This is a genomic window from Pseudomonas sp. Marseille-QA0892, from assembly GCF_054950135.1.
The window spans coordinates 2,529,884-2,554,702 of the sequence record NZ_CM143104.1; the positions used below are offsets into that span (position 1 = coordinate 2,529,884).

Below are 24,819 nucleotides of genomic sequence, written 5' to 3' on the forward strand. Positions count from 1 at the left end.
GCGGCCGTGACCATTGCGCCGATCTTCCAGCCGTAGCTCATGCCACCCCCTGCAAGCGCGCTACCGGTCGCTCGCGCACAGGCCAGTTCAACGCAGCCGCGAGCACGCTGAGCAGAATCGAAAGCTGCCAAACCAGGTCGTAGTTGCCGGTGTGGTCATACACGTAGCCACCCAGCCAACCGCCGAGGAACGCACCGAGTTGGTGGAACAGAAAGACGATGCCACCCAGCATCGACAGATTCTTTACGCCGAAGACGGTGGCAACCGTGCCATTCGTGAGCGGAACCGTCGAGAGCCACAGCAGCCCCATGGCGATACCGAACGCGTACGCTGAAACCGTCGTTACCGGCAGCAGGTAAAAGAGCGTGATGACCACACCGCGTGATAGATACAACACCGTGAGCAGGCGCGGCTTGGAAAAGCGCCCGCCCAGCCATCCGGCAATATAGGTTCCGAAGATATTAAATAGGCCAACCAGTGCAAGCACCGTGGTGCCGACGCTTGCCGGCAAATGCTGGTCCACCAGATAGGCCGGCAGATGGATGCCGATGAACACCACGTGAAAGCCGCAGACGAAAAATCCGAACGACAGCCACCAGAACCCCGCATGGCGGGACGCCTCCCCAAGCGCCTCACGCAGCGTCTGATCCTGCCCTGGCGAAGCTGGCATAGGTTTGTCCTTGAGAAAACCGGCCAGCGGAACCATCAAGGCGACTAGCAGGCCGAGCGCCAATAACGCGGACGACCAGCCCAGCCAACTGATCAACGACAGCGTGCCGGGCAGCATGGCGAACTGGCCGAAAGAACCGGCGGCAGCCGCTATGCCCATAGCCACGCTGCGTTTCTCCGGTGCCACGGCACGGCCAACGACACCGAGGAGGACCGAAAATGACGTGCCGGACAAGCCCATTCCGATTAGCAAGCCCGCGCTGAGCGACAGCGATAACGGGTCGTTCGCGCTCGCCATTAGCACAAGCCCGAGCGCATAGAGCACGCCGCCAGCCGCGACCGTCCGTGCGGCACCGAACCGATCCGCCAGGGCGCCAGTGATAGGCTGCGTCAGGCCCCAGATGAGATTCTGCAGCGCGATGGCAAACGCGAAGACCTCGCGGCCCCAACCGAAGTCCGCACTCATCGGTGGTAGGAACAGGCCGAAGCCGTGACGGGTTCCAAGGGAGAGCGCAAGAATGATGGCCGCGAGGGCCAGGATCCATGCGCTATTACGGGACAAGGCAGTCATTTCGCTTTCCTGTTCATTTTAGTTCTTCCAGCACGCTCGCCAGCATCCGCCGCCGCTTAAGCCCAAGCACCGATCAAGGCTGCACCGGGCAGTTCCGCATTCACCACTGGACAGGTGGAGCCTCTCCACACCCATCGGCGCTAGCGCAACATCCCGATTTGCCCATCCACCTCATTCGCGAGCGACACGCAGTTAACGCCGCTGATGTTGAAAAATCCCACCTTGGCGTGCTGGCGCCCGACACCATGGAACCCCAGCCTCCCCCTTGAGGGTGAAGCCCACCGTTTCACATGGCTAAGCCTCTTGTGCGTAGCGCATTTCCGCCCGGGTGGCGAGGCAGGAACCGAGAAACGTGCCATGGGCACTATGGTGTTTATACCGGCATATGTCTCCGGTCAAATGCAGTAACGAATTGCACTGGCGAACGGATGCGGCGTGGGCGGGGTCGACCAAGGGCAGGTTTCGCCAGATGCGACCTGCATCGAACCGCAACCAAGGGAGGCCTTGCCATGAACAACCCATTCGCATCGTGCATCCAAGCCTGTAGCGCCTGCGCCATAGCCTGTGAGACATGCGCTTCGGCATGCCTGCGAGAAGAAGATGTCAGCATGATGGCTGACTGCATCCGTCTCGACCGCGACTGCGCCGATCTATGCCGTTTAGCCGAAACGCTCATGACGCGTCAGAGCGACCTTGCCAGGGAACTCTGCCGCCTATGCGCACAGGCGTGCCGCGCATGCGCTGAAGAGTGCGCCCGACATGACCATGACCACTGCCAACAATGCGCACAGGCATGCCAACGCTGCGCGGACGAATGCGACGCCATGGCAGCCTGAATGAAGCGGCGGGCGCTTCAAGCGGCGCGCCCGCTTAGTTCAAGGCAAGCCAGACGAGCGCGGCACATTCGGTCAATTCGAGCAGCGCGCCTGCCGTATCGCCGGTGGTACCGCCAATCCGACGCATGAAGGCGCGGCGCAGGAACCAGAAAAAAACCGCACATACCAGTAGCAGGCTGAACCCTGCCGCACCGCCAACGATCCAGACGCACAGAGCCGTGACACCGAGTATCAGGCCAGCCGACGAACGCGGCAGATGCATGGCCATTGTCTCTCCCAGGCCGCCTGGGCGTGCATAAGGCGTGGTCAGGAAAAGCGCAAGGACCGCGCCTCGGGCAACCACGATCGCCAGTAGCGGCGCTACGATCGCCCCGGCGGAGAGCAACGTCGTCAAGGCGACGAACTTGAGCAGCAACACGAGCACTAGAACAACAATGGCCATGGGACCGCTTCGGGGATCTTTCATGATCTCCAGCGTGCGCTCACGGTCACCAAGGCCGCCGAGCCAGGCATCCGCGGTATCCGCCAAACCATCCAGATGAAGCGCGCCCGTCAGCGCGACCCACGCGGCGAGGATCAATGCCGCGGCCAGCATCACTGGCGCGGGATGAATGAAGGATGCAAGCATCCACAGCAGTAGCCCCAGGACCAGACCGACCAGTGGATAGAACAGCATGGACCGACCCGTTTCCTGCGGCGTCGGCATTTCCCGTAGGCGCACTGGGAGGCTGGTGAGAAACTGCAGGGCGATCAGAAAAGCCGTCATACGGGCTCCTGGGTCAAGGCGGGCGCCGCAGTGCGACGTCTCGCTCAGGGTTGGCCAAGCCACAGGATTTCGCCCCGCCGCTCGGTTTGGATTGAATGACACTCAGCGTAGCCGACCTCAATCTGTAGCAGATCGTTCCGGTGCAGTCCGCGGGCGCGGGCGAGCAAAAGGCGGATAACGCCGCCATGCGTGATAACCAGCAGCCGCTCGCCTGCAAACCGCGCGGCCAACGATTCAACTGCTCTTAGTACACGCCGCTCGAATGCCTCGACGGGCTCACCGTTTGGCGGGGTATAACCGTAGGGGTCTGCCCAGAAACGCCCGAGCGCTTCGGCCTGATCGACCATGAGTTCCGCGGGAGTGCGCCCTTCCCAATCCCCAAAATCCAGTTCGCGAAGATCGGCCTCAATTATGGGCTGGATGCCTGTCGTTTCCGCGAGCGTCTCGGCAAATTTGGCGCAACGCTGCAAAGGAGACGTGATGATTCGATCGTAAAGGAGTGGCAAAGTCGCTGATCGCATCTGGTCCCAGCCTTCATCGGACAGGCGCACATCCAGGCGCCCACGGAAGCCTTGCGGCCCTTCGGTTCGGCCGTGTCGAAGCAAATGAAGTGACGTCATGGCCGGCGATTGGAAACTGCCGCTTCCGCGAACGTAGCCATTTCCGCGTGCAGCACGCATGCCTGTTGCAGAAGCGGCACCGCCAGCGCCGCCCCACTGCCCTCGCCAAGGCGCATACCAAGGTTCAACAAGGGTTGCGCGCTTAGCGCTTCCAGCACGGCTTCATGCCCTGGCTCGGCGCCACGATGGCCAAAGAGCAGCCAGGGACGTACAGCCGCGTTCATCCGAACGGCGCACAGCGCGGCCACGCTGCTGATGAACCCGTCGACGATAGCGGGCAACCCTTGCTGTGCGCATGCCACGTAGGCGCCTGCCAGTGCAGCGATCTCGAACCCGCCCAAGCGGCATAGCTGTTGGTAAGGTGAACCGGCAGTTGCGTGGAGCGAAAGCGCGCGTTGGATTACGGCGCGCTTGCGTTCAAGTCCCTCGTCATCGAGCCCCGTACCGCGGCCAACGAGACGCTCGGCCCCGACATCGAGAAGCGCACACCCCAGCGCGCTTGCAGCTGTGGTGTTGCCAATCCCCATCTCGCCGCCGATGTACAGATGCGCCCCTTGTGCACGGGCACGCCGAACAGAATCACGACCGACGTCCAGCGCGGCGTCACATTGGATTTCCGTCATAGCGGATGTCTTCGCAAAGTTCGAGGTGCCGGGTCCGAGGTCGATGCGTCGAACGTTGGGAAGCGTGGCGTAAGGCGTAGCGGTCCCGAGGTCGATAACCTCCAGATTCGCGCCCAGACCCCTCCCCAGCGTACTGATGGCTGCACCGCCGGAAACGAAGTTGCGCACCATTTCGACCGTTACCGCCTGGGGGTAGGCCGATACGCCCTCTTCCACGACGCCATGGTCCCCGGCGAATACCGTGATCCAGACGTGGTCGATGCGTGGTCGCACCGTACGTTGGAGGCTCGCGAGCTGGACGGCAGCCGTCTCCAGTTCGCCCAGCGCGCCTGTTGGCTTCGTCAGCTGTGCCTGCCGGTCCCAAGCAGCGGCTTCGGTTACCTTGTCTGGCGATTGGCAGCCCGCCTGCCACCAATAGCCGCTCATAGCGGGTCCCCCTTCAATACCATTGGTAGTCCTGCGACACAGAACGCCACTCGCCCGGCACGCTCAGCCAAGGCCTGATGCAGCCAACCGGCCTCGTCCACATAGCGACGGCTGAGCTCGCCAAGCGGCACGATCCCCATTCCGGTTTCGTTACTGACCATCAGCACGCGGCCCGGCAGCTCCGCAAGGCAATCCATCAGCGCGTCGCGCTCGATGTCCAGACGCGTGCTGTCTTCATGGATGAGCAGATTGGTCAGCCAAAGCGTGAGGCAGTCAATCAGTAGCAGTCGATCGGGCGCAGCATGCTCACGCAGCACCTTGGCCAAGGCCAGGGGCTCCTCTACGAGCGCCCATTCCTGAGGCCGACGCGCCCGATGCAGTGCCACACGTGCGTGCATCTCGGCATCGCGCGGCTGGCTCGTTGCGATGTAGGTGACGGCGAGACTGGATGCCGACGCCAGGCGCTCAGCGAGCCGGCTCTTGCCTGACCGAGCACCGCCCAGAATGAGTTCGAGCATGGGGTTGTTTCCTGTTGTATTGCCAATTGGTCGCAGGACTCAGCCTTACAGACCGCAAAGGGCGCGCAACCGAGCCGTATCCAGATGCGCCTCGACCAGATCGGCGAGACGGTCGATGTCCTTCTCGCGCAGCGCGAAGTAATCGAAGGGCACCGGGGCGGCAAGGCCCGCCCAGTTCAATAAGGCGTCGCATGATGCAGCGGTTTCGAAGAGGCCATGAAGATAGGTGCCCATGACCTGGCCATCGGCGCTACGAGCGCCGTCCGTTCGCCCGTCACTCAGATGCACCATGGGTTGATCCAGGGCGGGTCCAGCCGTGACGCCAGCATGGATCTCATAACCAGTAACGGGTGTATCGAAGCAAAGCGTTCCGGTGACGTTGCGCAATTGCTTCTCCGGTTCGAGTGACGTTTCGACGTCGAGAAAGCCGAAGCCTTCACTCTGTCCGGCCGGCCCTTCCAGGCCCTGGCTATCAATAACGCGTGTTCCCAGCATCTGCAGGCCACCGCAGATGCCCAGCAGTTTGCCGCCATACCGGAGGTGTCGATCAAGCGCTGCCTGCCAGCCTTGTGCTTTAAGAAATGCCAGGTCCGCGCGGACGCTCTTCGAGCCGGGCAGGATGATCAGGTCCGCGGGTGGAATAGCTTCACCTGGCGCAACGAACTGCAGGTCCACCTGCGGATGGAGCCGAAGCGGATCGAAGTCCGTGTGATTGCTGATCCGTGGAAGCACGGGCACGACGATCCTGAGGACCTCGTGCGCCTTGGCATGTTGCCGGCGATCGATGGCGTCCTCGGCTTCAAGGTGAAAATCCATAAGATAGGGCAGCACGCCAATCACAGGCTTGCCGGTACGGGTCTCGAGCCAGTCGAGCCCAGGCTGCAGCAAGGCGATGTCGCCCCGGAATCGATTGATGACGAACCCGGCGATCCGCGCACGCTCCGTCTCGGACAACAGCTCCAGCGTGCCGACCAAGTGGGCGAAGACACCCCCCTTGTCGATATCAGCGATCAACAGGACTGGGCAATCCACCGCCTCGGCGAAACCCATGTTGGCGATATCGTTCGCACGCAGATTGATCTCGGCTGGCGAGCCGGCACCTTCCACCATGACCACCTGATACTGGCCCGCCAATCGCGCATGCGAAGCCAGCGAGGCCTCCCGAGCGACCTGCTTGTAGGCGTGATAGGCAACCGCATTCATATTGCCCACGGCGCGCCCGTGAATGATGACCTGCGCGCCTACGTCGCTGTTGGGCTTCAATAGAACAGGATTCATATCGGTATGTGGCCTGAGACCAGAGGCTTGCGCCTGCACCGCCTGGGACCGGCCGATCTCGCCGCCGTCTTCGGTCACGGCACTGTTGAGTGCCATGTTCTGCGGTTTGAACGGTGCGACAGCGACATGTTGACGACGAAGCCAACGGCACAACGCCGTCACCAAGGTGCTCTTGCCGGCATCGGACGTCGTGCCCTGTACCATCAGGGTCCGACCGGTCATGTCATGGATACCTGGTAGGCGGCCAGCGCACGGTCCAGCCGTGTCCAGCCGCTCTCATCGGCGGGCAGCCCGAAGCGTACGCTTGCTGGCTGGTGAAACAGCCGCACCAGCACGCCGTTGCTGGCCAGGAATCGGTAAAGCCGCTCAGCGTGACGGGTGACCGTCCACTGAAAGAGTGGGCACCCGCCTGTCGGCGGAAAGCCACGATCCGTGAGCAGCGCCGCCAGGCGTTGGCCGGCCGCGTGCAGCGCCTCGCGCTGAATGCGCTGATCTTCCGCGGCCAGAAGCTGTGCAGTCGCCACGAACCGCGTCGGACCGGAGACCGTCCAGGGGCCGAGCAGGTTCTCCAGCCGCACCGACAAGTCGGCATCAGCGAGTACGAAGCCCAATCGTGCACCGGCCATTCCAAAAAACTTGCCGAACGAGCGCAGTACCACCAACCCGGACCGTGGACCGAACTGCGCGAGGCTGGACTCCGGCGTACAGTCCATGAAGGCTTCGTCGACGATTAGCCATCCGTCTCGTTCCGCCAGTCGAGCGTGCCACTCAAGCAGACGCTCAGGTGGGATAAGCCGCCCGGTCGGATTATTCGGGTTGATCACGAGCAGTACATCCAGCCGATCCAATGCGCGGGGCACGCCGGCTTCAGTCAGTTCCAGAAGGCTGTGCCCTTCCCGGCGCCACGCATGTGCATGCTCGGCATAACAAGGCGAGATGATGCCGATCCGAGCCTGCCGGCGGATCTGCGGCAGCGCCTGGATGGCCGATTGCGAGCCGGAAACCGGCAGCGGATTGTCGAAACCGTAATAGCGTGATGCCGCTTCGCGCAGGCCATCGTCGGGTTCCGGTAGGCGATTCCAGACCGACGCCGGTATGGGCAGCATCGGCAGTCCCGCCGGTGCGATGCCCGTGGACAAGTCGATCCAATCGCTCAGCGGGATATTGAATTGCTTCGCTGCCGCCCGCAGCCGCCCACCGTGTTCAAGCACTACACGCCTCCCAGCACTACCAATGCGATCCAGAGCCCGACGCCTAGCCAGACCAGGTTTATAGCGCGCTCGATATCGCGCGCTCTGGGTATGCTTCCTTGCCCCAGTTCCGGGCGAACGTGGCGTTCGCCGTGATATATCGCCATTCCGCCCAAGGTGACGCGCAACGCGCCCGCGCCCGCCGCCATCACTGGACCTGCATTGGGGCTGTCCCAACGATGCCCCTGCCGCAACCAACAGGCAATGCCTGTGCGAAAGTGTCCGCAGATCGAATACGTGAGCGCCACCAGACGGGCCGGTACGAGATTCAGCAAATCATCGATGCGTGCTGCCGCCCAACCAAACCGCTCAAAGCGAGGCGTTCGATAACCCCACATCGCATCCAGGGTGTTGCTCAACCGATAGAGAACGACGCCAGGCGCGCCGCCAATGAGGAACCAGAATAGAGCGGCGAATACGGCATCGCTGCCGTTTTCCAGGACTGACTCGGTGGCTGCGCGGGCCACGCCCTCCTCATCCAATGCAGACGTATCGCGGCTGACGACACGACCTACCAGGCGCCTGGCTTCGTCCAATTGCCCGAGCCGCAGGGCTTGCGCTACTGGCAGCGCATGTTCCGTCAGGCTTCGAAGGCCAATGGCGAGGTACAGGCAGATGACGTCGACGAGCAGGCCTACACCCGGCAGCAGAGAAAGCAGCCAGACGATCAGCACCGGCGGCAGCACCGCCAGGCACCAGGCACTGACCCCGTGGCTTCGCCAGCCCCGCCCCGGCTCGTCGGGAAGGGACACACCATTGAACCGCCGCTCCAGGCGATTGGCCCAGTTTCCAAAGATAACCAATGGATGCCAGCGACGGGGCTCGCCGAAAACAGCATCCAGCAAAACCGCGAGGATCGTCGTCAAAGCCAGGCTCATGGCAGCGCCTCGGATCGACTGGCTTCAACGTCGGGCCTCTCGTTCGCAGACGTACTCGACCGTATGATCACGGGCGCGTCTCCCATCCGTCTGTGAAGACGAAGTCCTCGAGCGGCCTGCCCTGGGTCCAGCCTTCGAGTTCCAGCATCGGCCCTGGGTAGAAATGCTCGACCGGGCCAAGGCAGAGGATCGCCACGGGCCGCGCACCGTCCGGTACACCCAACAGCACGGCGAGCGCATCGGGGTCGAATAGCGAGACCCACCCCATCCCCAGGCCTTCGGCCCGTGCAGCCAGCCATAGGTTCTGGATCGCACACGCAAGCGACGCCAGATCCATCTCAGGCAGTGTGCGGCGGCCAAAGATATGGCGCTCTCTATCATCCGCCAAGGTTGCAACCAGCAGCTCGGCGCACTCCCGTACGCCCTCGACCTTCAGGCGCATGAAGCCCTCGGATCGTTCCCCCAACGCCTCGGCCGTCTTGATGCGCTCCTGCTCGACCAGTTCGGCAATTGCCGCCCGTAGCCCAGGACGCGTGATCCGGATGAATCGCCATGGCTGCATCAGGCCAACGCTAGGTGCCTGGTGCGCCGCCTGCAGCAGGCGACCGAGCACGTCTTGCTCCACAGCTCCGCCACTGAAGTGACGCATGTCGCGACGTTCGGCAATTGCACGATAGACCGCCGCACGTTCGGCGGCACTGAATGCCTGCTCACTCATGGTCTAAACATCGCCGCTACCGCCGTCGGGTTCGAGGGGAAGTAGAAGTGGATATAGGAAGCTGTCAGTCTATCGAGCCTAAATACCGGCTCCGCAACGCCGCGACCATTGGGGCAGGCCCCACGCGCCAGAGGCAGCACTGTCGAATCCATTAGCGAATGGTGGAAGGTATGCCCACGCAATCCGCCTTCAGGCAAGTCCACGGACTGCAGCGCCAGTGCGGCTAGACGCTTCTGCATTTGTGCCGTGCCGGGAAGCAGACCCAGCATAGGCGCCGTCTCGCCGGACTTGTCGGTCAGATGTTCCACTAGATAAAGCATGCCGCCGCATTCGGCCAGGATTGGACGACCCGCCGCGTGGTGATTGCGAATCGCGTCACGCACGGCATCGTTTCCAGCCAGCGCTGCGAGGTGCAACTCGGGATATCCCCCCGGCAGGTACAGGCTATCGACGTCTGGCAGACAGCGGTCATGAACCGGAGAAAAGAACACCAATTCAGCGCCCATTGCCGTGAGCAAATCCAGGTTCGCCTGGTATAGAAAAGCGAATGCCTCGTCCCGCGCAACACCAATGCGAATGCCATCCAGCGAAGGTACGACTGGCTCCGGCGGCGGCGCTGAAAAGGTAACTGGCTCTGGCAATGCCATCGGCATGGCGGCCTCAAGCGCGTCAGCGGCCGCGTCGAGCCTCGCATCCAGATCGGCCAGCTCGGCAGCGTGCACCAGTCCGAGGTGGCGGCTGGGCAAATTGGCGTCTTCGGTCCGCGGCAGCGCGCCGAACCAATTGATAGATGGCGGTAGGCACTCGCGAAGGATCGCCGCGTGCCGAGGGCTGCCGACCCGATTCGCCAGCACGCCAGCGAATCTCAGCGAAGGGCGAAACGTGGCCAGCCCATGGACGATCGCGGCGAACGTCTGCGCCATGGCACCCGCGTCGATTATGGTCATCACGGGAAGACCAAAGCAGCAGGCGAGATCGGCCGCCGACGGCTGCCCATCATAGAGCCCCATTACCCCTTCCACGAGGATGACGTCCGCTTCTGCCGCCGCGCTCCACAGTAGCCGGCGCGATGCCTGCTCACCAATCATCCACAGATCGATCTGATGCACCGCCTGCCCGCTCGCGCGCGCCAGGATCGTCGGGTCGAGAAAATCCGGCCCACACTTGAATACGCGGACCCTAAGGCCGCGCCGCGCATAGCTGCGTGCCATGGCCGCGGTCACGGTAGTCTTGCCCTGTCCGGACGCCGGCGCGGCGATCATCAGGGCGGGACAGGCGCGACCCATCACCGGACGCATCCCGGCGAGGCTGAAAATGCAGTGGTCAAGCTAAGCCGATACACACTCGGTCTCCGCCACACACGACGTGCGACAAGCAGGATACGACGAGAAAAGCGGGGTTGCCGATAACGAAGCGCCACAGTCAGGTTCTATTGAATCGTGCCCGAAAGGCCGTCAACCAGATATCCGTCCTGCGCTTGCCCGGACGATGCCTTGAAACGGCGTGAAACAGCCGACACCTTCCTTTGCAGCAAAGAACGCCATCCAATTGAGGCTGCGTTCCGCCGGGCTTCAGGTGGGTTGCGCAATACTGTTCCTGAACATTTAGATCGCCCCCGCGCGAGGCGCGCAGACTAGTGCATGCCCATCGTGAGCGCAATCGGTCTAACGGACGCCTTGCACGAGCGGATGATACAACCGAGCGGAACGCTGACGCCGCTTAAGCTTCGAATCATTCGACGCAACCACGGATTTCGAACCGACGATGACGACCACCCTGCTGCAGATTTCCGACACGCACTTCGGCACCGAGCAGCCGCCTGTCGTGGCGGCAATGGAGGCCCACGTTCAAGAATTCGGCGCGGACTTGCTGGTTTTGTCGGGAGACATTACCCAGCGCGCCCGAAACAGCCAGTTTGCTGCCGCTCAGGCGTTCATCCAGCGGCTTGAAGGTTATGGCATTCCCAATACCCTGGTGATACCGGGTAATCATGACCTCCCGCTCTACAACCTTCCGCTTCGCTTCCTGCAGCCGTATGGCAACTACCGTCGACATTTCGGCCGAGATCTGGAGCCCATTTTCGAAAATGACGAACTCCTCGTAATCGGCCTCAACACGACGCATCCCCGTCGCCATAAGGATGGCCTGGTCAGCTCGGGCCAAGTCCGCAAGGTTGCCGAGCGCCTGGCGCGTTGCGCCCCGGAGAAGCTACGCATCGTGGTAGCGCACCAGCCGTTCGGCTCAATGGAAATTAGCGATTTGAGCAACCTACAGCATGGTGCACTCGCTGCGCTGGTGCGATGGGCCGATACTGGTCTCGACATGGTCATGGGGGGGCATATTCACCTGCCGTACGTCCTGCCTCTGAGTAACCAGTACCCGAGCCTGTCACGAGAGATCTGGATCGTTCAGGCCGGAACGACATTGTCCTCGCGGGTGCGCGGCAGCAGTCCCAACTCCTTCAACCGGGTACTCGTAGAACCCCACAAACAAGTACGCGTCGAGCGCTGGGATTTTCATGACGGCGAATTCGTACTCGGCGCCCACCATGACCTGCGCTGGCCTACGCACACGTAACTAAGTGGCGACTGCGAGTAGTTGATGACCGGTCCCGACCGTCGGTTTTGGTCGATTACGTCACCGGATTGACGAACGGGGGTTCAGCTACCTTCGTTCGCCTGCTAAAAAACCACCCTTTGGTGTCTGGCACGCATTTTAGCGCCAGTTTCCGTTCGACCGACTACGAAGGGGCGTATTCGGATCGTGACGCTGCATGACGCGGCGTTGAATTGCGCTTGCAGACAGAGGAGCTTTATTAATGCGTCAGTGCGCATGGGGCCTGATTGCGCTTGTGGTGAGCGGATGTTCTACGGTCGTTGAACAAAAGACGTCTCAGCACGAGATTGGAGATTTCGACCTGACGCTCGGTGCGTCGCCGACACGCAGCATGGCGCAAGGCCTTGTTCAACCCAAGGCCGCCGGCGCGATGCATGGTGGCATCGACGTGAGCCATACCAGTGGTTGGTATTTTGGGCAGTGGGCAGCGAACATTTCGCCGACTGACGAAGCGCAGGTGCGCCTGGACAGCTATACCGGCTACAAGCAACCGCTGAATGAATCGCTGGGCTACGAGCTGGGTACACTGGTGCATAGCTATCCGTCCACGAGTGCGGCCAGCATCGAGCAGTACTATGCGGGTCTCACCGTGTTCGGTAACCGGCTCGGTGCCTCGTTCACCTTGAAGCCGGACCGCCAGGATCATACCGTCCTTGCCGCGCTGGATACCCTGGAACACCTGGGCTTCGGCGTCACGGTGAAATACAGTAACCATACGCTCAATGATCCAGTCGCCATTGCTAACGCGGGCTATGTTCGGTCCTTCAACGATTGGTCACTGAACATTTCGCGCGCTTGGTTGGGCTTCAATCTGAACATGTCGTATTCGGCCTCGAACCTGACCGCCGGTCAGTGCCCTGCCTATTCCGGTATCAATACCTATTGTGACAGCCTCGTTCAATTCAAGGCATCGAGAAGTCTTTGATATTTTGAAAGCTGCTCAGGCCGTTTGGACAGCACGAGCCGGTCATAGCCCGTCGTGGATGGCGTGGTCGAAATCAATCGGCTCGCCTGGCTCAAGGTGCAGACGTTCGCGGATATCCGCAAACATCAGGTCGTACTCGGCGTGATTCTTCATAACGAGACCGTTTGACGGCGTTAGCCCATGCTTGGCCACGCGATGGGTCGCGATACTTGCGAAGTCGAATGCCGAGTCACGGTGCAGCTCGAATGCCTCTTCGAAGGCGCTTCCGTCCACATCTCCTACGATACGTATGGTCAGCATGTCGCCTTCGCTGATGTCATGGCGAATGCCGTAGTAGATATCCAATGTATAAGCGTGACGACCCTGTAGGCCCGGTAGCTGCTTTAAATGTAGATGTCCCGGTTCGAACATTTCGCCTCCTCTCACGTGCTGAACGCGCGATTCGTTTATTCACTCTCCCAAACGGCGTGCCTGTACGAGCACCCAGGGCGCGACGACCACAGCCCACAACGCGTCGCTGCCTTCGGAAAGCCGCCTCGCGGTATCGACATCCATCTTCCGTAGCGCGCCACTACCAAGCCAAGCTTCCACGTCGCGCGCGCGATTTTCGGCGATGCCCAGCGCGATACCGACGAGATCTTCAGCCGGCTCGACCCACATCAGCGAACCGCGTGCGAAGAACGGTTCCAATTCAGCCCAGGTGATCTGTGCAGTCTCGCCCAGCAGTTTGAGATAAAGCGGGTTTTCGTTCACGCCTGCCCTCCGGCAAAAAGCCGCATTCTACGGTGCCACTCACTGCATCGAGAACCACGTCCAGTCTAGAGACCGTAGCGGACACTTACATTGACATGGATCCGTTCATCGGTAGTTATCTCCCCCGAGACGACCCATGAGGCCGAAGCACGGTTTTACTGTCATTCTTCAAAAATAGCTTGCGCACAAATAGTTTGTGCAATAACTTATTATCCGTAATCACCATCCTCAACCTCCCTGGAGCTCGTTATGTCGATCGAAAACGTTCTTTACCGCGCCTCTGCCGAGGCTTTTGGTGGTCGTGAAGGCCGCGCTGTGTCATCCGATGGCATCCTCGATGTCTCCCTGACTACGCCTAAGGCGCTAGGCGGAGCAGGCGGCAAAGGCACTAACCCTGAGCAATTGTTCGCGGCTGGCTATTCGGCGTGCTTCCTGGGCGCCATGAAGTTCGTCGCAGCGCGTGACAAGCACTCCTTGCCTGCTGACACGTCGATCGAGGGTACTGTCGGTATAGGTGCGATTCCGACCGGTTTTGGTATCGAGGTCGAACTCAAGATCACTGCACCCGGTATGGATCGGGAGGAAGCTCAGCAGCTGATTGAGAAAGCCCACGTCGTGTGCCCGTACTCGAACGCGACCCGCGGTAATATCGATGTGAAGCTGACACTTGCCTGAACACAGCGCGCGGCCATCGGCCCGGATTGATTGAAACCGAACCTCCGATGCAGCCGTGCAGTCACATGATTACACGCTAATTGGAGGAACGGACGATGCTCAAATTTCTAGGCGGTACGGTCGGTATTATCTTCATCATCGGCTTGCTCGTGGTTATCGGGATATTCAAGCTGCTTTTCTGAGGCCGCTCGGGGGTGAGCGGTCCGCCTGCTCACCCTACGCTTCCTGCGTCCCCTCTCCCCGCTTCAACTCTGCTTCCAATGCCGCCACAAGCGACTCGACCGTATAAGGCTTGGGTAGCACAGGAACTCCATAATCCTGAGGCATTCGTTCACTGAACCCTGTAGCCAACAAGACCGGCATCTCAGGTGTGAGCCGGCGTATCGCGGCTGCCAGACCGATACCGTCAAGCCGGCCGGGCATAACGATATCGGAGAACACCAGATCGAATGTCCGTGACCGCCCTCTTTCATCCAGACTGTCCTCGTAGCGTTCGATCGCTTCATCACCGCTGGAACAGACGGTCAGTTGAAAGCCAAGCTCGGTAAGCATCGGCACGATGACCTCGCGCACCAGTGGATCGTCGTCTGCGACAAGGAGCCGAGCGCTGTGCTTAGGCCGTGATACCGGTGCTTCCACCTCTTGCAGTGCCACTGGTTTCACGTGCTTTGCAGGAAGTAGCAGGACAACGGTACAACCTTCTCCAGGCCGGCTGTGCAGATGAATGCAGCCGCCCGACTGCTTCGCGAAACCATAGACCTGGGCCAGCCCCAGCCCCGTCCCCTCGCCTACCGGCTTGGTGGTAAAGAACGGCTCGAATGCCCGCTGCTGCACATCTTCCGCCATTCCGGGACCTGTATCGGACACCGAGAGCTGCATATAACCCGCCGACGGCTTCTCGGTTCCGAAGCCTGTGCAGTCAGCGTCACTGGGCACCAGGGAAATGCGGATCTCGCCGCTCCCGGCCATTGCATCACGGGCATTGAAGACCAGGTTGAGAACCGCGAGCTCGCATTGCAGAGGATCGACCTGCACGGGGTAGCACTCATCCGGAAGGTCGAGCTGAAGCCGAATGCGACTGGGAAGCGCGCCCTCAAGCAGCTCACCCATACCCAACAACAGCTCCCTGAGGTCGACAGCGGTCATCTCCTCGGCCTTGTGCCGCCCAAATGCCATGAGCTGACGTGTCAGCTTCGTACCGCGCAAAACGGAACGGTTGCACGCGTCAATAGCCTTCTGGGCGCGCGGGTCCGTCGCGGTCATACCAGCTAATTGCAGACCAGTGGTCAAGGTTTGCAGGAGATTGTTGAAGTCGTGAGCGATGCCCCCGGTGAGCCGGCCTAACGCTTCCAACTTCTGGCCTTGCTGCAGGGCCTTCAGTGAACGCTCTGCCTGAGCCACGGCCTCGCTAACGCGCAGCTCGAGCAGCTGGTTGGACTCGTGAATCTGGCGGCTCGCCTGGGAGAGCACTTCGGCCGTACGGTCGGTTTCAGTCAGGCCCGTCGAGAAGGGCTCGACCACCTCGCCACGCCCCATGGCCTGAGCGGATTCGTCCAGCATACGCAGCGGCGTGCTGATTCGACGCCCCACCCAGAACGCCAGCGCAAGGGCAACGCCCAACAGCAGCAGTAGCCCGGTGCCGAACAGCACGACGGCGTGCAGCGTGCTACGCCTGATCTCGCTCTGTGGCATACCAATCAGCACGGTCCACCCGGATTCGGGGGCCTGGCTGTAGAAAGAAAGCAGTGGAATACCTTCCATCGAAAAGGATTCGCGGAAACCCTCTGGGCTGCGCCCCTCGCCATGCACCGATCTTTCAAGGCGCTGGCCAACGAACCGGGAATCCGCATTGTTTCGTGCGACCACCTGTTCCTGCCGATCGATCACGAGCCCGAACCACGATTCCGGCAGGCGCTGGTCGAGCAGGATGCGGACCATCTGACTGGCATACGAGCTGAGCGAGATGTAGTAACGAATCGCGCCGTCCACCAATACCGGACGGCGCACCGAAAAGCTGTACTGGTGACCGGTTGAGGACCGGTAGAGATTACTGACGGGTAGCAGCGTGTCGGTTTCTGCGGGCGCACTGGCGTCGAAGATGCTTACCCCAGCGCCACCTTCGGTAAATGGACGACGCGTGTTAATCAGCCGGTTGCCCTCAGCGTCATACAGGCTGATAGCACTGTCCACATCCTGCGCCACCTCACGGGCCTGATCGTAGAAGGCTTCCAGATTCCCTGCCCTGAGTTCGGGGGAAGACGCCAGGGTGGTAATGATCGCATCCCGGCGCGCCAGCTCTCGGTCTACGCCGATCGCGAGCGCTCGCGTGGCTTCCCGCATGCCCTGCTCGATCCGCTCCAGCTGCTGCTGGTAAACGAACCGAACTGCGAGGATCGAGGCAAGGAAGGTCGGCGCCAGGACAGCGAGGACCAGAAGAATGAGCCGAGAGCGAATCGACACGATGGGGCTACCGATACGTAAGGTCGCGAACGAGGTGCGGCCAGAGTATCAGTCGCCAAGCGAAGCGTCCCGGCGATTTTACAGGCGCGAGTTACGCGGTTTTCAGCTCTTGAGGCGGTAGCCCGTGCGGAAGATCCAGGCCACCAGAATGATGCACACAGCCAGGAAGCCAAGCGTCATTGCCAGGCTGATCACGACATTGACGTCCGACACGCCGTAGAACGCCCACCGGAAGCCGCTGATAAGGTAGACGACGGGATTGAACAGCGTGATTTTCTGCCATACCTCCGGGAGCATGCTGATCGAGTAGAAGCTGCCACCCAGGAATGTCAGCGGCGTTACAACCAGAGCAGGCACGATCTGCAGCTTTTCCCAGCCATCGGCCCAGATACCAATGATGAAACCGAACAGGCTGAATGTAATGGCCGTCAGCAGCAGGAAGCCGATCATCCAAACGGGATGCAGGATCTCGAAGTCCACGAACAGCCTGGCCGTGAGCAGGATGATGATACCCAGGATGACCGACTTGGTCGCAGCAGCCCCAACGTAGCCAATGACGATCTCTAGGTACGAGATCGGTGCGGAAAGCACCTCGTAGATCGTCCCGGAGTACTTTGGCATGTAGATACCGAAGGAGGCATTGGAGATGCTCTCAGTCAGCAGGGCCAGCATGATCAGACCAGGCACGATGAACGCACCATAGCTGATCCCGTGGACCTGATTCATGCTGGAGCCAATGGCGGATCCGAACACCACAAAGTAAAGCGACGTTGTGATGACGGGCGTGGCGATACTCTGCAGCAGCGTGCGCCAGGTGCGTGCGAGTTCAAAGAGGTAAATGGCGCGAATGGCGTAGAAATTCATGGCGTTACCGTGCCTCCGACACGAGGCTGACGAAAATGTCTTCCAGCGAGCTTTCGCTTGATTGCAGATCCTTGAAGGCGATTCCGTGTGCCGAAAGGGTTTGCAGCAAGGGCGCGATCCCTTCGTCGTCCTGCTGGGCGTCGAAGCTGTAAACCAGCGTATAACCGTCATCCTTGAGCTGCAGGTCGTCCCTGACAAGCGCGGGCGGCAGCGCAGCCAGCGGGGACTGCAAGTGCAGCGTCAACTGCTTCTTGCCCAGCTTGCGCATCAGCGTCGCTTTGTCTTCAACCAGGATGATCTCGCCCTTACGAATCACACCGATGCGATCCGCCATCTCCTCTGCCTCTTCGATGTAGTGCGTCGTCAGGATAATCGTCACCCCACGCTCCCGAAGCTTGTGGACCATCGTCCACATGTTGCGCCGCAGCTCCACGTCGACACCCGCAGTGGGCTCGTCCAGGAAAAGAATTTCCGGCTCATGAGAGAGCGCTTTCGCGATCATCACTCGGCGCTTCATCCCGCCTGACAACTCGAAGATCCGAGCATCGCGCTTTTCCCAAAGAGACAGATCCTTCAGCAACTGCTCGAGATACGCTGGATTTGCCGGTTTTCCAAAAAGTCCACGGCTGAACTTGACCGTAGCCATGACGCTCTCGAACCCTTCGTTGAAGAGTTCCTGAGGTACCAGACCTATCTTGCTGCGAGCTGCACGATAGTCGTGAACGATGTCGTGCCCCCCGACCAACACCTTGCCTTTACCGGGGTTGACTATCCCGCAGATGATGCTGATCAGCGTCGTCTTGCCTGCGCCATTAGGGCCAAGCAATGCGAAGATCTCCCCCTTGCGAATATCAAGGTCGATCGTCTTCAAGGCCGTATGGCCGGAGGCGTAGGTCTTGTCGAGCCCCTGAATCGAGATGACTGGCTGCACAGATGCTCCTCGTGTAAAAAACTCGCCATTGTAGATCGCCCGCCTGGGTATTCCACCTTTCCCGGCACCACCGTCGGGCGTGGGCCGCGCGACGTGTCAGGATCGTTGATCACTAGCGTTTGACTGGTGCGTCGGGCACTGCCGAACTGATAAGGTGACATTCCCCCTATTTCAGGAGCCACCATGCCTGCTCGTGCTAATGCATTGATAATCGTGGCCATGGCGACCTTCGCCACGGCCTGCAGTACCACCGACGCGCCCTCGTCTTCTTCGGCTTCGCCTGCGTCGTCTTCCACCTCTTCCACTGTTCCGGCCGATGGCCGTTGTGACAGCACGGCGGCGCAGGCCTTTGCAGGCAAGCCAATCAGCGAGGCACTTGTGGAGCAGGCGCAGCGTACGACTGGAGCGGGTAACGTTCGCGTGCTGCGTCCAGGCGACGCAATGACGATGGACTACGACTCGACGCGCCTGAACCTGGACACTGACGCCGCGGGCGTCGCTCAACGTGCGTCGTGCGGCTGATACCTTGAAACCGGAAGACCTTCAGCTCCTGGTGACCCGTACCATGCCGTTCGGTAAGTACAAGGGCCGGATACTTGCCGACCTGCCGGGCCACTACCTGAACTGGTTCGCTCGTTCCGGGTTCCCGCCGGGCGAGATCGGTCGGCTTCTTGCCCTGATGCAGGAGATCGATCACAACGGCCTCAAACCGTTGCTCGATCCCCTTCGAACAGCAAGACCATCGCCCTTCAAGACCTGAATCAGCGGATCCGTTCAAGGCCCTGGCTGACTTCGTCTACCCGCGCAGGACGAACAGCCCGGGCCTGTTCAATGCCATCCTTCAGAAAGATCAGCGTGGGCCAGAGCTTGACCTTGTAGCCACGCCCGAGCGGGCGGCCCTTGCCGTCTTCTACCTTGATATGGCGGACATCGGGATATCCACTCATGGCCTCTTCGATGGCGCGCTGCGCGCCCTGGCAATACCCACACCACTGGGTACCAAACTCCAGCACAGTCGAGCCGGACAAGGCGTCGATATCCGCCTGAGTTGGTTGGTCGCTAATGTATTCTCGAACGAAAGGCATGAAAGACTCCCACAATTGAAGGGTCCTCATAGGACCACCTACGGAGGGCGCCAGTGCCGACCAACCGCTACATCGGCGATGACCAGGCCGTAGTGGAACGGGCATACTACCGTGCTTGCCCTGAGCCGCCGAAGTTTCCATGCGTATCCACGTCACCTTCACCGACCGCGTAGGCATCACACAGGAAGTCCTGGCCCTGCTGGGCGGGCGAAACCTGAACCTCGACGCCGTCGAAATGGTGCCGCCCAACGTCTATATCGATGCGCCCACGCTGGATGACCAGGTATTGGACGAGCTCCGTGTCGCACTACTGCGAATTCACGGCGTGAAGGCCGTGGACGTCGTCGATATTCTTCCAGGACAACGGCATCGCCTTCAGCTGGACGCGCTGCTTGCGGCAATGACCGACCCTGTCCTGGCCGTCGACCGAAATGCTCGTGTGCTGCTCGCTAACCCGGCCTTCGCATCGCTGTGCCAGCAGGACCCCACCGATCGTACGCTGACGGAGCTTTTTGGCGACGAGACACTGCAGCAAGCACTGATTGCACACGCGTTCCGGTTGCCACTGCGCGAGGTGACGCTGGACGGCCAATCGTTGTTGCTCGATGCGCAGCCCATCGAAACGCACGATGCCCGCTCCGCACTTGCAGGCGGTTTGTTGATGCTCTACGCACCCAGTCGAATTGGAGAGCGGTTGGCGGCCCTGCACCACGACCATGCCGAAGGTTTTGAGTCACTCTTGGGCGACTCCCCCTCGATGCGCAATCTCAAGGCCCGCGCGCAGCGGGTTGCGGTTCTGGACGCTCCTCTCCTGATTCTCGGCGAAACCGGTACGGGCAAGGAGTTGGTCGCGCGCGCATGCCACACCTCCAGCAGCCGAAGAAACGCGCCCTTCCTGGCCCTGAATTGTGCCGCCCTTCCCGAAAATCTCGCTGAGAGTGAACTCTTCGGCTACGCGCCAGGTGCGTTTACCGGCGCCCAACGAGGTGGAAAGCCCGGCCTGCTCGAGCTGGCGGACAAAGGCTCAGTTTTTCTCGATGAAATCGGCGAGATGTCGCCCTACCTTCAAGCCAAGCTGCTGCGCTTCTTCAATGATGGGTCGTTCAGGCGTGTCGGTGGTGACCGAGAGGTAAAGGTGGATGTTCGCATTCTTGGCGCAACCCACCGTAACCTGGAGAAGATGGTGGACGAAGGCGCCTTCCGCGAGGACCTGTACTATCGGCTCAATGTACTCTCGCTGGAAGTGCCGCCACTTCGCGACCGAGGCCAGGACATCCTGCTACTGGCCCGCCACTTCATGGCGCAAGCCTGCGCGCAGATCCAACGCCCGCCCTGCCGCCTATCTCCCAGCACCTACTCCGCATTGCTGAGCAATCGTTGGCCTGGAAACGTACGCCAATTGCAGAATGTGCTGTTCCGCGCAGCGGCCATCAACGAAACCTCGGTGATCGATATCCAGCATCTGGACATCGCACGCACCGAGGTTGCCCGCAGCAGCGATGGTGAAGTAGACAGTCTGGAAGACGCGGTAGCGGCCTGCGAGCGCGCCCTGCTGGAACGGCTCTACACAAGCTACCCATCGACACGGCAGCTGGCGGCTCGACTCAAGACATCCCATACCGCGATCGCGCATCGTCTGCGGAAATACGGTATTCCTGCTTCAAAGTGAGCATCGAACCGGCAGCGCTCCAATGGCGTCCAATAAGCATCACGACAATGGAGAACGCACCATGCCCTGGTACGGTTGGCTGATTCTGGCCCTGGCGCTTGGCTCGATCCTAGGTGGTTTGCTGATGCTCAAGGATTCGGCCAAACGCCTTCCGCTCAGTGACGACCAGCTGAAGCGCATCAAGGAGCGCAACGCCCGGATCGACGCTGAAGACGCCAAGGATCGATAGCGCTGACACACCCTGAATGGCTAGCGCCGGAATTCGAACTGAATTTCCGCACCGTCTGCGTCCTCCTGCCGCTCAGGCTTCAGGATCCTGCCGTTAAGGCTGAACGAGGAATCTCGCGGTCCGAACAGGGGCGGCAGTATGGAAGCATCTGCTGTCTGCTCGGCGTCCGGTTCGACAACCTTGATGAGCTCTTCGGGTAACGTCATATCCAGCTTGGCAGCAGGCAGTTCGTCCTTGATGGAGGGCGCAGGCTTCGGCTTGGCCTTGACGATCTTTATAGTCGGCTTATTCGCTGGCGCAACCGGCTTCGTCTCTTCGACTGCTGCCATATTGCCCGCGTCCGCCATTTCTGGAAGCGCGAGCTCAGGCACCTCGGGAACGTAGGCTGGCGCTGGCGGTGGGTTCAAAGGCGCTACCAGCGGCTTGCCAATCTCGGTCGACGTGGTGACCTTGGGGATCGAATGATCGGCCTTGGCGGGCTCGGCCGGTTTTTCAGGCCGAGTCGACTCTTCTGGCTTGCACGCCGCCAGCACACACAACACGCTCAGAACACACCATCTACGCATCATGTTGCTATCTCTTTCGCCTGCCTCACGGTGAGGTTCAAACCTCATCACCGTTTGGCAACGACCCCGTCCGGTCCGTTCTATCGAACCGTACGAGCGGTCATGTCAGGCGGCGCCCGCATATTCCTGGCAAAGCTGGTGGGCCAGTAGTCCCAGCGTCATTAGTGCGCGCTCGGATTCTGCATTCCAGGCAATACCGCAGTTGATGCGAATGCAATGATTGAACTGTTCGGTGTTGCTGAAGATGATGCCCGGCGCGATGCTAACGCCTTGCTGCAATGCGCGCGCATGCATTTCCTTGGTATTGGCCCGAACCGGCAGACTAACCCAAAGGATGAAGCCTCCCTTGGGGCGACTGATTTGCGTGCCCTCGGGGAAATACTGCTGCACCCCGAGCTGATAGGCGCTGAGGTTTTTTCGATACTCTTGGCGTATGTAGCGCAGATGTCGATCGTACCCCCCGTTCTCGAGATAGGAGGCAACTGCCATTTGCGTCAGGCTGCAGGCTGAATGCGTGGTGAATGTTTGCAGCCGCTCGATCTGCGGCTGGTAAGGCCCAGCGACAATCCAGCCCACCCTCAACCCAGGTGACAGCGTCTTCGAAAAGCTCGAACAATAGATAACGCGGCCTTCGCGATCGTATGCTTTGAGGGCCTTGCTCTTGCCTTGCTCAAACATCAGCTCGCCATAGATGTCGTCCTCAACGATACGGATGTCAAAGTCCGTCGCCAGCCTCAGCAACTGCTTCTGTCGCTCGGGCGGGATCGTGCTTCCGAGCGGGTTGCTCAGCCGTGACATGAGCACGAGCGCTTTTATCGGCCATTGGCTGGCGGCAAGCTGCAAGGCTTCCAGACTGATCCCATTGATCGGGTCGCTCGGGATCTCGATAACCTTCAGGCCAAGCAGATCGGCCAATTGGAGAAGCCCGTAATAGGTAGGCGACTCAGCGGCAATGAGATCGCCCGGCTCGGTGAGCACCCGAAGTGACATTTGTAGCGCTTCGACGCAGCCATGTGTAACCACGACAGCCGACGGATCGACAGCCACTCCCGCGTCGCGCATCCGGATCGCGACCTGTCGGCGCAACGGCTCATACCCCGGACTGAACATATAGCTGAAAGCGCGAGGACTTTGGAAACGGGTCACCTTCGCCAAGTGTTGGTGCAATGTCCGCACTGGCAGGTAGTCCACATGCGGAACCGCCGCACCGAGTGGGTAAACGCCCTCACGCCGAGTCTCGGTCAGGACCTGTTGAATGATGCTCCCACGTGTCACCAGTGTTGGCCGCTCGACCTTCGCAATGGCAGGCGTCGCCGCGGTCAGCGACGGTGTCTGGCGAACGTAGTACCCTGATTGCGGCCGTGCTTGGATGAGCCCACGGTCCTCAAGGTTGGCGTAGGCCTGCAACACGGTCGCATGACTGACACCAAGCTGTGCGCTCATCTTCCGTACGGAGGGAACGCGCTCCCCAGGCTGATAGACGCCGCGACGAATGTCATCGGCCAATTGCTGCGCGATCTGCTGATAAAGCAACAAACTCGTCATCCTGGGATATCCTGATCCGTAGAACCGATACAGTAGCGCATACGCGCCAATTGCACCGGTACAGAATAGGCCCAAGTTCAACGATACGTCGATTGGATCGTTACGGGACGGTCGCCGCGTGATGCCGGGTCAGTGGGATGACCCGAGCCTGCCTTCGCTGTCAGAAAGCACGATCTCCACACGGCGATTCTGGGCACGACCCTCTTCGGACGTGTTCTCAGCCACGGGATAGGCATCCCCGAATCCCGTTACCTCAATACGTGATGCGTCTACACCCAGGTCCGCCAGTGTATCGGCGACAACCTGCGCCCGTACTTGGGACAGTGCAAGGTTATCGCCCGGCGTACCGACATTATCCGTGTACCCTTCGATGCGGATGCGACGTGTTGGCTCCAAGTCTAGAAAACGTGCGAGCCGGACGAGAAGAGGACTCGCATCCGGATTCAGATCCGTACTGCCGGAGTCGAACACGGTGTCACCGAGCGTGATCACCAGCTCCTTGTCCGTATCGGTATCTGAGTCAGATAGCTCATAGAAGTCGTCCCCAGCCGCCTCATTGTGCCGGTGGGCCAGTCTCGCTTGGTCAACGGCGTGCTGAACTCTCGCCAGCTCGCGGGTCAGGGAGGCGTTCCGCGCCTGCACCTCCACGAGACGTGTCTGTGCCAGCGCTACATCGCTTTGCGCCTTGCTCAGATAGGCAAGATGCGCGACGTCTCCATGCTGACGCCAGTTACGACTGGCCGCCTCAGCTTGTGCCAGAGCCGCCACGGCCCGCTCGACTTCAAGATGCGCGGCGCGCTGGACCGCAGCATTCTGCTCCACGCCAGCGACGCGTACACGCGCCTCGTCCAGAGCCTGCGAATCAAAGCCCGGCCCTGCACATCCGCAGAGGCACATGATGCCGAGCGCTGCTGCGCTGAGACGCACCCTCATTGCAGTGCCTCCAGTTCTTGGCGAGCGGCCGCGATCTGTTTGCGTAAATGGCTGCTCTGCTTGTGTTCGGACTGGACAAGCGCCTGCAGCTCGGCAACGCGCGCGTCTACCGCAGCCTGCTCCGCCAGGAAACGCGCTCCGAGAAAGTCATCCGAAACGACATGCTGCTGTGCCTGGGCAAACTTCTCCCGTGCGAGGGTGAGTCGATCGGATTCTCCGCCTGCTACCGCAGCGTCGGCGTGCGCTATTGCCTGCTGGGCAAGCGACAGATGCACATCCGGCGTCGGCTCCGTAGCACAGCCGCCGAGATAGAGCGGGACGCAGAGTACGGCGAGCCTGATTAGATGCGTAGGCGACAAGAACGATCCTCCAACTCTATGAACACATCCTGGGCGGCATACCGGCGGGACACCGG

General features: G+C 60.7%; 29 protein-coding genes. 9 read left to right on the forward strand and 20 right to left on the reverse strand.

Going from position 1 to position 24,819, the window contains the following annotated elements; all coding sequences use genetic code 11:
* Positions 1-37: 37 nt before the first annotated feature.
* Positions 38-1,240: an MFS transporter gene (locus ACY8D3_RS11705; protein WP_462378953.1), complete on the reverse strand. Its 1,203-nt coding sequence runs from the start codon at positions 1,238-1,240 to the stop codon at positions 38-40.
* A 509-nt stretch (positions 1,241-1,749) separates the two neighbouring features.
* On the opposite strand from ACY8D3_RS11705, the gene ACY8D3_RS11710 reads away from it, so the two are divergent.
* Complete coding sequence (locus ACY8D3_RS11710; protein WP_462378954.1) at positions 1,750-2,076, forward strand: four-helix bundle copper-binding protein; 327 nt, start codon at positions 1,750-1,752, stop codon at positions 2,074-2,076.
* A 34-nt stretch (positions 2,077-2,110) separates the two neighbouring features.
* Here the strand turns inward: ACY8D3_RS11710 and ACY8D3_RS11715 are convergent, their stop codons facing one another.
* The 9 genes from ACY8D3_RS11715 to ACY8D3_RS11755 form a co-directional block, all read right to left on the reverse strand.
* A complete protein-coding gene (locus tag ACY8D3_RS11715) occupies positions 2,111-2,842 on the reverse strand; it encodes an adenosylcobinamide-GDP ribazoletransferase (protein WP_462378955.1) in 732 nt (243 codons plus the stop codon).
* Positions 2,843-2,886: 44 nt separating this feature from the next.
* The gene (gene cobC / locus ACY8D3_RS11720; protein ID WP_462378956.1) at positions 2,887-3,462 is read right to left on the reverse strand and encodes an alpha-ribazole phosphatase family protein; all 576 of its coding nucleotides are present in this window, start codon (positions 3,460-3,462) and stop codon (positions 2,887-2,889) included.
* On the reverse strand, positions 3,459-4,511 hold the full coding sequence (gene cobT, locus ACY8D3_RS11725) for a nicotinate-nucleotide--dimethylbenzimidazole phosphoribosyltransferase (RefSeq protein WP_462378957.1): 1,053 nt from the start codon (positions 4,509-4,511) through the stop codon (positions 3,459-3,461). Before cobT ends, cobC begins: the two co-directional genes overlap by 4 nt.
* Entirely contained in the window at positions 4,508-5,029 is a 522-nt protein-coding gene (cobU, locus tag ACY8D3_RS11730) for a bifunctional adenosylcobinamide kinase/adenosylcobinamide-phosphate guanylyltransferase (RefSeq protein WP_462378958.1), read from the reverse strand. The genes cobT and cobU overlap by 4 nt, the downstream gene beginning before the upstream one ends.
* A 45-nt stretch (positions 5,030-5,074) precedes the next feature.
* Positions 5,075-6,529: a cobyric acid synthase gene (locus ACY8D3_RS11735; protein ID WP_462378959.1), complete on the reverse strand. Its 1,455-nt coding sequence runs from the start codon at positions 6,527-6,529 to the stop codon at positions 5,075-5,077.
* Complete coding sequence (gene cobD / locus ACY8D3_RS11740; RefSeq protein WP_462378960.1) at positions 6,526-7,518, reverse strand: threonine-phosphate decarboxylase CobD; 993 nt, start codon at positions 7,516-7,518, stop codon at positions 6,526-6,528. The genes ACY8D3_RS11735 and cobD overlap by 4 nt, the downstream gene beginning before the upstream one ends.
* Complete coding sequence (gene cbiB / locus ACY8D3_RS11745; RefSeq protein WP_462378961.1) at positions 7,518-8,435, reverse strand: adenosylcobinamide-phosphate synthase CbiB; 918 nt, start codon at positions 8,433-8,435, stop codon at positions 7,518-7,520. The genes cobD and cbiB overlap by 1 nt, the downstream gene beginning before the upstream one ends.
* 67 nt (positions 8,436-8,502) lie before the next feature.
* Positions 8,503-9,153 carry a 5,6-dimethylbenzimidazole synthase gene (gene bluB, locus ACY8D3_RS11750; protein ID WP_462378962.1) on the reverse strand — a complete coding sequence of 217 codons (651 nt, stop codon included), beginning with the start codon at positions 9,151-9,153 and terminating at the stop codon, positions 8,503-8,505.
* On the reverse strand, positions 9,150-10,439 hold the full coding sequence (locus ACY8D3_RS11755) for a cobyrinate a,c-diamide synthase (RefSeq protein WP_462378963.1): 1,290 nt from the start codon (positions 10,437-10,439) through the stop codon (positions 9,150-9,152). Before ACY8D3_RS11755 ends, bluB begins: the two co-directional genes overlap by 4 nt.
* A 478-nt stretch (positions 10,440-10,917) precedes the next feature.
* Between ACY8D3_RS11755 and ACY8D3_RS11760 the strand changes: the two genes are divergently transcribed.
* Positions 10,918-11,730 carry a metallophosphoesterase family protein gene (locus ACY8D3_RS11760; RefSeq protein WP_462378964.1) on the forward strand — a complete coding sequence of 271 codons (813 nt, stop codon included), beginning with the start codon at positions 10,918-10,920 and terminating at the stop codon, positions 11,728-11,730.
* Positions 11,731-11,971: 241 nt separating this feature from the next.
* Positions 11,972-12,694, forward strand: a complete 723-nt coding sequence (locus ACY8D3_RS11765) for a TorF family putative porin (protein WP_462378965.1) — start codon at positions 11,972-11,974, stop codon at positions 12,692-12,694.
* 42 nt (positions 12,695-12,736) lie between these two features.
* Here the strand turns inward: ACY8D3_RS11765 and ACY8D3_RS11770 are convergent, their stop codons facing one another.
* Together ACY8D3_RS11770 and ACY8D3_RS11775 are read right to left on the reverse strand one after the other, a co-directional pair.
* Positions 12,737-13,105 carry a DUF5064 family protein gene (locus ACY8D3_RS11770; RefSeq protein WP_462378966.1) on the reverse strand — a complete coding sequence of 123 codons (369 nt, stop codon included), beginning with the start codon at positions 13,103-13,105 and terminating at the stop codon, positions 12,737-12,739.
* Positions 13,106-13,144: 39 nt separating this feature from the next.
* Positions 13,145-13,447: a DUF2288 family protein gene (locus tag ACY8D3_RS11775; RefSeq protein ID WP_462378967.1), complete on the reverse strand. Its 303-nt coding sequence runs from the start codon at positions 13,445-13,447 to the stop codon at positions 13,145-13,147.
* Positions 13,448-13,696: 249 nt separating this feature from the next.
* Between ACY8D3_RS11775 and ACY8D3_RS11780 the strand changes: the two genes are divergently transcribed.
* Both ACY8D3_RS11780 and ACY8D3_RS11785 read left to right on the forward strand, forming a co-directional pair.
* Positions 13,697-14,122, forward strand: coding sequence for an organic hydroperoxide resistance protein (locus tag ACY8D3_RS11780; RefSeq protein WP_462378968.1), 426 nt, complete (start codon positions 13,697-13,699; stop codon positions 14,120-14,122).
* Between the two features lie 95 nt (positions 14,123-14,217).
* A complete protein-coding gene (locus ACY8D3_RS11785; protein WP_462384355.1) occupies positions 14,218-14,304 on the forward strand; it encodes a small membrane protein YohP in 87 nt (28 codons plus the stop codon).
* Positions 14,305-14,338: 34 nt separating this feature from the next.
* Here ACY8D3_RS11785 and ACY8D3_RS11790 read toward each other — a convergent pair whose 3' ends face one another.
* The 3 genes from ACY8D3_RS11790 to ACY8D3_RS11800 all read right to left on the reverse strand — a co-directional run bounded on the left by ACY8D3_RS11790 (position 14,339) and on the right by ACY8D3_RS11800 (position 18,377).
* Positions 14,339-16,582, reverse strand: coding sequence for a hybrid sensor histidine kinase/response regulator (locus tag ACY8D3_RS11790; RefSeq protein ID WP_462378969.1), 2,244 nt, complete (start codon positions 16,580-16,582; stop codon positions 14,339-14,341).
* Between the two features lie 102 nt (positions 16,583-16,684).
* Complete coding sequence (locus ACY8D3_RS11795) at positions 16,685-17,446, reverse strand: ABC transporter permease (protein ID WP_462378970.1); 762 nt, start codon at positions 17,444-17,446, stop codon at positions 16,685-16,687.
* Positions 17,447-17,450: 4 nt separating this feature from the next.
* Complete coding sequence (locus ACY8D3_RS11800) at positions 17,451-18,377, reverse strand: ABC transporter ATP-binding protein (RefSeq protein ID WP_462378971.1); 927 nt, start codon at positions 18,375-18,377, stop codon at positions 17,451-17,453.
* Between the two features lie 183 nt (positions 18,378-18,560).
* Here ACY8D3_RS11800 and ACY8D3_RS11805 point away from each other — a divergent pair, with 183 nt between their 5' ends.
* Both ACY8D3_RS11805 and ACY8D3_RS11810 read left to right on the forward strand, forming a co-directional pair.
* On the forward strand, positions 18,561-18,899 hold the full coding sequence (locus ACY8D3_RS11805) for an I78 family peptidase inhibitor (protein ID WP_462378972.1): 339 nt from the start codon (positions 18,561-18,563) through the stop codon (positions 18,897-18,899).
* 4 nt (positions 18,900-18,903) lie between these two features.
* Positions 18,904-19,137 carry a DUF3820 family protein gene (locus ACY8D3_RS11810; protein WP_462378973.1) on the forward strand — a complete coding sequence of 78 codons (234 nt, stop codon included), beginning with the start codon at positions 18,904-18,906 and terminating at the stop codon, positions 19,135-19,137.
* A 1-nt stretch (position 19,138) separates the two neighbouring features.
* Here ACY8D3_RS11810 and ACY8D3_RS11815 read toward each other — a convergent pair whose 3' ends face one another.
* Positions 19,139-19,462 (reverse strand): thioredoxin family protein, encoded by a 324-nt coding sequence (locus ACY8D3_RS11815; RefSeq protein WP_462378974.1) that lies wholly within the window; start codon positions 19,460-19,462, stop codon positions 19,139-19,141.
* A 139-nt stretch (positions 19,463-19,601) separates the two neighbouring features.
* Here ACY8D3_RS11815 and ACY8D3_RS11820 point away from each other — a divergent pair, with 139 nt between their 5' ends.
* Together ACY8D3_RS11820 and ACY8D3_RS11825 are read left to right on the forward strand one after the other, a co-directional pair.
* Positions 19,602-21,131 (forward strand): sigma-54-dependent transcriptional regulator, encoded by a 1,530-nt coding sequence (locus ACY8D3_RS11820; RefSeq protein ID WP_462378975.1) that lies wholly within the window; start codon positions 19,602-19,604, stop codon positions 21,129-21,131.
* A 61-nt stretch (positions 21,132-21,192) separates the two neighbouring features.
* Positions 21,193-21,360, forward strand: a complete 168-nt coding sequence (locus ACY8D3_RS11825; RefSeq protein ID WP_462378976.1) for a DUF2897 family protein — start codon at positions 21,193-21,195, stop codon at positions 21,358-21,360.
* 20 nt (positions 21,361-21,380) lie between these two features.
* On the opposite strand, the gene ACY8D3_RS11830 is transcribed toward ACY8D3_RS11825, so the two are convergent.
* From ACY8D3_RS11830 to ACY8D3_RS11845, 4 genes are all read right to left on the reverse strand, one after another.
* Positions 21,381-21,929, reverse strand: coding sequence for a hypothetical protein (locus tag ACY8D3_RS11830; RefSeq protein WP_462378977.1), 549 nt, complete (start codon positions 21,927-21,929; stop codon positions 21,381-21,383).
* A 102-nt stretch (positions 21,930-22,031) separates the two neighbouring features.
* Positions 22,032-23,471, reverse strand: coding sequence for an aminotransferase-like domain-containing protein (locus tag ACY8D3_RS11835; RefSeq protein ID WP_462378978.1), 1,440 nt, complete (start codon positions 23,469-23,471; stop codon positions 22,032-22,034).
* 129 nt (positions 23,472-23,600) lie between these two features.
* On the reverse strand, positions 23,601-24,404 hold the full coding sequence (locus tag ACY8D3_RS11840) for an OmpA family protein (RefSeq protein WP_462378979.1): 804 nt from the start codon (positions 24,402-24,404) through the stop codon (positions 23,601-23,603).
* Positions 24,401-24,763, reverse strand: coding sequence for a DUF4398 domain-containing protein (locus ACY8D3_RS11845; protein ID WP_462378980.1), 363 nt, complete (start codon positions 24,761-24,763; stop codon positions 24,401-24,403). Before ACY8D3_RS11845 ends, ACY8D3_RS11840 begins: the two co-directional genes overlap by 4 nt.
* Positions 24,764-24,819 lie beyond the last annotated feature (56 nt).

What these genes read in the sequence shown, in the direction of transcription:
- ACY8D3_RS11705 (WP_462378953.1), bottom strand. Translation starts at nt 1,240, where the DNA reads ATGACTGCCTTGTCCCGTAATAGCGCATGGATCCTGGCCCTCGCGGCC.
- ACY8D3_RS11710 (WP_462378954.1), top strand. Translation starts at nt 1,750, where the DNA reads ATGAACAACCCATTCGCATCGTGCATCCAAGCCTGTAGCGCCTGCGCC.
- ACY8D3_RS11715 (WP_462378955.1), bottom strand. Translation starts at nt 2,842, where the DNA reads ATGACGGCTTTTCTGATCGCCCTGCAGTTTCTCACCAGCCTCCCAGTG.
- cobC (WP_462378956.1), bottom strand. Translation starts at nt 3,462, where the DNA reads ATGACGTCACTTCATTTGCTTCGACACGGCCGAACCGAAGGGCCGCAA.
- cobT (WP_462378957.1), bottom strand. Translation starts at nt 4,511, where the DNA reads ATGAGCGGCTATTGGTGGCAGGCGGGCTGCCAATCGCCAGACAAGGTA.
- cobU (WP_462378958.1), bottom strand. Translation starts at nt 5,029, where the DNA reads ATGCTCGAACTCATTCTGGGCGGTGCTCGGTCAGGCAAGAGCCGGCTC.
- ACY8D3_RS11735 (WP_462378959.1), bottom strand. Translation starts at nt 6,529, where the DNA reads ATGACCGGTCGGACCCTGATGGTACAGGGCACGACGTCCGATGCCGGC.
- cbiB (WP_462378961.1), bottom strand. Translation starts at nt 8,435, where the DNA reads ATGAGCCTGGCTTTGACGACGATCCTCGCGGTTTTGCTGGATGCTGTT.
- bluB (WP_462378962.1), bottom strand. Translation starts at nt 9,153, where the DNA reads ATGAGTGAGCAGGCATTCAGTGCCGCCGAACGTGCGGCGGTCTATCGT.
- ACY8D3_RS11755 (WP_462378963.1), bottom strand. Translation starts at nt 10,439, where the DNA reads ATGGGTCGCGCCTGTCCCGCCCTGATGATCGCCGCGCCGGCGTCCGGA.
- ACY8D3_RS11760 (WP_462378964.1), top strand. Translation starts at nt 10,918, where the DNA reads ATGACGACCACCCTGCTGCAGATTTCCGACACGCACTTCGGCACCGAG.
- ACY8D3_RS11765 (WP_462378965.1), top strand. Translation starts at nt 11,972, where the DNA reads ATGCGTCAGTGCGCATGGGGCCTGATTGCGCTTGTGGTGAGCGGATGT.
- ACY8D3_RS11770 (WP_462378966.1), bottom strand. Translation starts at nt 13,105, where the DNA reads ATGTTCGAACCGGGACATCTACATTTAAAGCAGCTACCGGGCCTACAG.
- ACY8D3_RS11780 (WP_462378968.1), top strand. Translation starts at nt 13,697, where the DNA reads ATGTCGATCGAAAACGTTCTTTACCGCGCCTCTGCCGAGGCTTTTGGT.
- ACY8D3_RS11785 (WP_462384355.1), top strand. Translation starts at nt 14,218, where the DNA reads ATGCTCAAATTTCTAGGCGGTACGGTCGGTATTATCTTCATCATCGGC.
- ACY8D3_RS11795 (WP_462378970.1), bottom strand. Translation starts at nt 17,446, where the DNA reads ATGAATTTCTACGCCATTCGCGCCATTTACCTCTTTGAACTCGCACGC.
- ACY8D3_RS11805 (WP_462378972.1), top strand. Translation starts at nt 18,561, where the DNA reads ATGCCTGCTCGTGCTAATGCATTGATAATCGTGGCCATGGCGACCTTC.
- ACY8D3_RS11815 (WP_462378974.1), bottom strand. Translation starts at nt 19,462, where the DNA reads ATGCCTTTCGTTCGAGAATACATTAGCGACCAACCAACTCAGGCGGAT.
- ACY8D3_RS11820 (WP_462378975.1), top strand. Translation starts at nt 19,602, where the DNA reads ATGCGTATCCACGTCACCTTCACCGACCGCGTAGGCATCACACAGGAA.
- ACY8D3_RS11825 (WP_462378976.1), top strand. Translation starts at nt 21,193, where the DNA reads ATGCCCTGGTACGGTTGGCTGATTCTGGCCCTGGCGCTTGGCTCGATC.
- ACY8D3_RS11830 (WP_462378977.1), bottom strand. Translation starts at nt 21,929, where the DNA reads ATGATGCGTAGATGGTGTGTTCTGAGCGTGTTGTGTGTGCTGGCGGCG.
- ACY8D3_RS11835 (WP_462378978.1), bottom strand. Translation starts at nt 23,471, where the DNA reads ATGACGAGTTTGTTGCTTTATCAGCAGATCGCGCAGCAATTGGCCGAT.
- ACY8D3_RS11840 (WP_462378979.1), bottom strand. Translation starts at nt 24,404, where the DNA reads ATGAGGGTGCGTCTCAGCGCAGCAGCGCTCGGCATCATGTGCCTCTGC.